The 4237-nt window shown below is 39.5% G+C and carries 5 protein-coding genes; 3 read left to right on the top strand and 2 right to left on the bottom strand.

Features of this window, described 5'->3' with window-relative positions; genetic code table 11:
- The coding region (locus E1176_RS04955) for an ABC transporter permease (protein WP_155209462.1) at nt 1-278 on the top strand (278 nt) is incomplete at its 5' end.
- Nucleotides 279-341: 63 nt separating this feature from the next.
- Here the strand turns inward: E1176_RS04955 and E1176_RS04950 are convergent.
- Nucleotides 342-2744 (bottom strand): ABC transporter permease, encoded by a 2403-nt coding sequence (locus E1176_RS04950; RefSeq protein ID WP_155209461.1) that lies wholly within the window; start codon nt 2742-2744, stop codon nt 342-344.
- 39 nt (nt 2745-2783) lie between these two features.
- A complete protein-coding gene (locus tag E1176_RS04945) occupies nt 2784-3137 on the bottom strand; it encodes a DUF6249 domain-containing protein (protein ID WP_155209460.1) in 354 nt (117 codons plus the stop codon).
- Nucleotides 3138-3295: 158 nt separating this feature from the next.
- Here E1176_RS04945 and E1176_RS04940 point away from each other — a divergent pair, with 158 nt between their 5' ends.
- Together E1176_RS04940 and E1176_RS04935 are read left to right on the top strand one after the other, a co-directional pair.
- The gene (locus tag E1176_RS04940) at nt 3296-3865 is read left to right on the top strand and encodes an RNA polymerase sigma factor (protein ID WP_155209459.1); all 570 of its coding nucleotides are present in this window, start codon (nt 3296-3298) and stop codon (nt 3863-3865) included.
- The coding region (locus tag E1176_RS04935; protein WP_155209458.1) for a hypothetical protein at nt 3862-4237 on the top strand (376 nt) is incomplete at its 3' end. The genes E1176_RS04940 and E1176_RS04935, both read left to right, overlap by 4 nt.

The raw sequence follows: 4237 nt of genomic DNA, 5'->3' as shown, positions 1-4237 counted from the left end.
GTATTCGTAAAGCCTTGGGAGCCTCAACCTCAAACTTATTTTTACTACTATCTAATGAATATATTCGACTTATTCTCTTCTCTGTGCTTCTCGCATGGCCGCTGGCCTGGTACTTTTTAAGTGACTGGCTGAAGAATTTTGCTTACCGTATCAGTTTGTCACCGGAGATTTTTATTTTTTCTGGCGTTATCATCTTCATAATTGCCATGAGTACAGTGGCCTACCAGACCTATAAAGCATCAGTTCAGAATCCTGCTGAAGTATTAAAAACGGAGTAACCTTTCTTTTGTAAGGAAGAAATAGCAATAAGCGTCCGGATTTTGTAATCCGGACGCTTTGTTTTATTCGTTTCTCAACCTTTCTATCGGATTGAAAAAGGTCGCTTTTATTGCCTGTGAACCTATCACCAAGGCTCCAAGTAGGAGCATCACTCCGGTACTTAGCGCGATTACCGTAAAGTCTATATTTACACGATACGCAAGAGACTCTAACCATAGGTTATTAATAAAATGAGCCGTTGGAAGAGCTATTACAATGGCGATTAATAGAAGTATAAAGAACCCTTTAGATAAATGCAGCACGATATTTTGATCAGTAGCTCCTAAAACTTTTCTAATCGAAATTTCTTTGACTTTTGACTCTGCAGTGAAAGTCGCCATTCCTAAGAGGCCCAGACAGGCTATGGTTATTGTTAATAGTGTTATCAAGCCAATGATGTCTACCAGATCACCAAACATCAAATCGTAAAATTTGCTCACTTCTTCACTAAAATCCTGATAACTGACTTTTTTACTCGGATTAATTTCAGACCATGATTTCTCAATATGATCAATGGTCTGCGCTCTGTTACCAGTAGTGTACTTTACCTGAAGCATGTTGAACGATGATAAATTTGGGATAAGTGCCATGGGGCCTATTTCAACCATGAGCGCTTCATGATTATAATCCTTCACTACACCGATAACCGATACTTTTGTGCTGTCATCAATGATCAAAGTTTCGTTGAGAGCCTCGATTGGAGTCAGATAGCCCAGCGATTGAAGCATGCTCTCATTAATAATGATTTTATCGGGTGTTTTGCGTACGTCTGCATTTGAGAAATTAGCACCTGCTATTAATTCGAGCTCAAGGTTTTCAATATAGTGTTCGTCCACCATAAAATAATTAAAATCCTGAGGTTCATCTTCCGTCTTGACTCTTACTTCACTACCATAGCTCGTGCCTGCTGCGGGAAGGTGAGATGAGGCCGATACATTGGATATACTGCTATGGTTTAACAATTCATTTTTGAGCAACTCTGCATTGGTGTCATTAATTTTTACATTGATGATGTCTTTTCCATTAAAGCCATAGTCTGAGTTTACCATCATATCGAGCTGATTGTAAACCAGCATGGTAGAGATAATGAATATCAAGGAGAAGGTAAATTGTATGACTACGAGGGTCTTGCGAAGACCTATACGCGAAAGCAACTTCACATTCGAGAGCTTTTTCAGCACTTTTACCGGTTGGAAAGAAGATAACAAAGAGGCGGGTAGCAGCCCCGCTAAAAGGCCTACAAAAACACTAAAACCAAAACAAAATAAAATAACACCGGGCTCTGTACTCAAATCCCACTGGAGGAGTTGAGTAAAGTTCATATTATGAAAAGCTGGCTTAAGCACAGCCAACATGGCAAGCGCTAGCAGAAAGGCTAACAATGAAATTATGATGGCCTCGCTGATAAACTGGAAGAATACCTGAAACTTAGTAGCTCCGGACACTTTACGTATACCTACTTCCTTGGCACGGGTTAGTGCTTTGGCAATCGATAGATTGGTGTAATTAAAGCAGGCCGTGATCATAATTATGAGTGCCAGGCCACCCAGGAAATAAACAAATATATCTGGCAAGCCTGGGCCAATTTGGTTGCCGAGGAGCGGGCCAGGCGTGATTTTAGCCACATTTTGTAAGTAGAAACGGTAATCCACTTCTTCGTTTGCGCTGTACTGTGCTTCATCAATCTGCTTGAGGTAATTTTCAACTTCTTCAACAGAGGTGCCACTTTCGAGCCTGGCATACACCCACCCCGCTGTAGTTACATCCCAAACCTCGATGGCTGGGGTCAACAAGCTGTCAGCTTCCAGTGACTTAAGTGTTGTGAGCGAGCCAAGTGCTTCAAATTTTATATGCGATTTATAATCTTTTGCTTTTAATACGCCCGTAATTTTATATTCACCCAGGTCACCAACTTTTATCACCTCACCTAAAGGGTTCTCGATCTGAAATAATTTTTCAGCGGCCTTTTTAGTGAGTACTACAGAGTTGGGTTCTGATAATGCCGTTTTTTTATCTCCATAGAGCAACTCGTATTCAAACACATCAAAGAATTCATTGTCTGCAAAGAATCCAGATATGGGTATGTTGATGTCGTTATCGAAATTGATCCATGGGTTGCCAAAGCCTCTTCTCAGGCGAGTTACGGCCTCAATACCTGAGTAGTTATCCTTCAGCTCCTCAGCCATGGGTAAGGCGGTAGTGGCAAACTTGTTTACCATATCATCAGAATGAAGGCGCTCGGTGTTTATCCTGAATACACGATCTCTTTGAGAGATGTGGCTATCATAGCTCATCTGGTCGGCCACCATCATAATTACTATCAGGCAAATCGACATACTGATGGCCAGGCCAAAAATGTTGATTGCTGAAAACACTTTATTACGCAGAAGATTGCGCAGGGCTATTTTTAAATAATTCTGAATCATGTTGTTGTTGATTATTGTTGAGTTTTGACTTAAGGCTAATTATTGCTTCGTTTCTTTCTTCACAATACTATAATAGATGAGGAAGCCCACAGCGATTGCAATGGCAAATACACCAAATGGCAAGGGTGAGTTTTCAGCGTAGGGAATGAATTCTACGGCTACTAGTGCCAAGCCACCAAAAAGTATAATGAGGCCCCATTTCAATGAAGAATAGGAGTTTACCTGCTGCGATTGTTTTTTGAATAAAGCTTGCTCCTCATCTGTTACGTAGCCTTTTTCGATCATTTTTTTCTTTAATAGGTAATCTGTGATGTACTTAATGATTACATACCAAATGAGCGCTACTCCTCCCAATATTGCGATGGGCTCAAGAAAAACTGTGTTAGATTCCATAAATGTATTTTTTAGTTCTACTTCGTGTGACAAGGCCTTGTTATGAAAAGGTTGCAGTGTGGAGAATAATTTTTTTGATAGTATCTTGATGTGGTATTTTTAAAAATAATCAGTTATAACCTGCAACCATTGATTGCAGTCTCCTGTCAAACCCAATAATGGTCGATGATCAATCTTTAGTTGAGAAAGTATTAGATGGTGATATGAGGGCATTCAGGCTTTTGATTGATCAGAATCAAAATCTTGTTTCTCATATGGTAGGTCGACTTATTAAAATTGAGGAAGATCATGAAGAACTGTGTCAGGATGTGTTTTTAAAGGTTTATGACAAACTAGGTGAGTTCAATTTCAAGTCGAGGCTCTCGACCTGGATTGCGACAATAGCCTATCGTATGAGTATAAACTATTTGCAAAAGAAACGCATCGAAATTGCCAAGGACTTGGATGAGTTGAATGCATCGGAGCTCAACAAAGTGATAAATTCTGCTACGCCAGAATCGGCTATGGAGTCGCAGGACATGGAAAAGTTTTTATTAATAGCCATAGACCATTTGCCGATACATTACAGGTCGGTACTTACACTTTACCATTTGCAGGAAAGAAGACTTGATGAGATTGCGGAAATAATGGAAATGCCATTGGGTACGGTTAAGAATTATTTATACAGAGGCCGAAAATTGTTAAAAGAGAGTCTTGAGTTACACCTTAATAAGGAATCACTGATATGAAAAAATTGACAGATAGAGAGATTCAGGAGCTGTTTGATAGAGGGGAGGCACATGAGCTAAGTGGTGAGACAGGGCTTTACAAAAATGTTTTTGAAGCGCTAAAAAAAGAGCCAGCGCATAAACTTTCTGTTGATTTTTCTAATACCATAGTGAATAAAGTAACTAGCAAAACAAGCCGCGTTGAGAAGTTTTTGTATGTGATTTGTGGTATTGGTGTTTTATCTACGCTTGTTTTAGGCGTGGTGCTTATTAAAATATTCGCAAGTCCTACTATGATTACTTACCTGCCATATATGGGAATAGGCTTTGTAATGATTGGAGTATTGCATTGGCTGGATAAATATTCTAGACTATCAATATTAGAAATTGATA

The organism is Fulvivirga aurantia (assembly GCF_009711475.1).
Classification (GTDB): domain Bacteria; phylum Bacteroidota; class Bacteroidia; order Cytophagales; family Cyclobacteriaceae; genus Fulvivirga; species Fulvivirga aurantia.
This window is presented reverse-complemented; position numbering and strand designations above follow the sequence as displayed.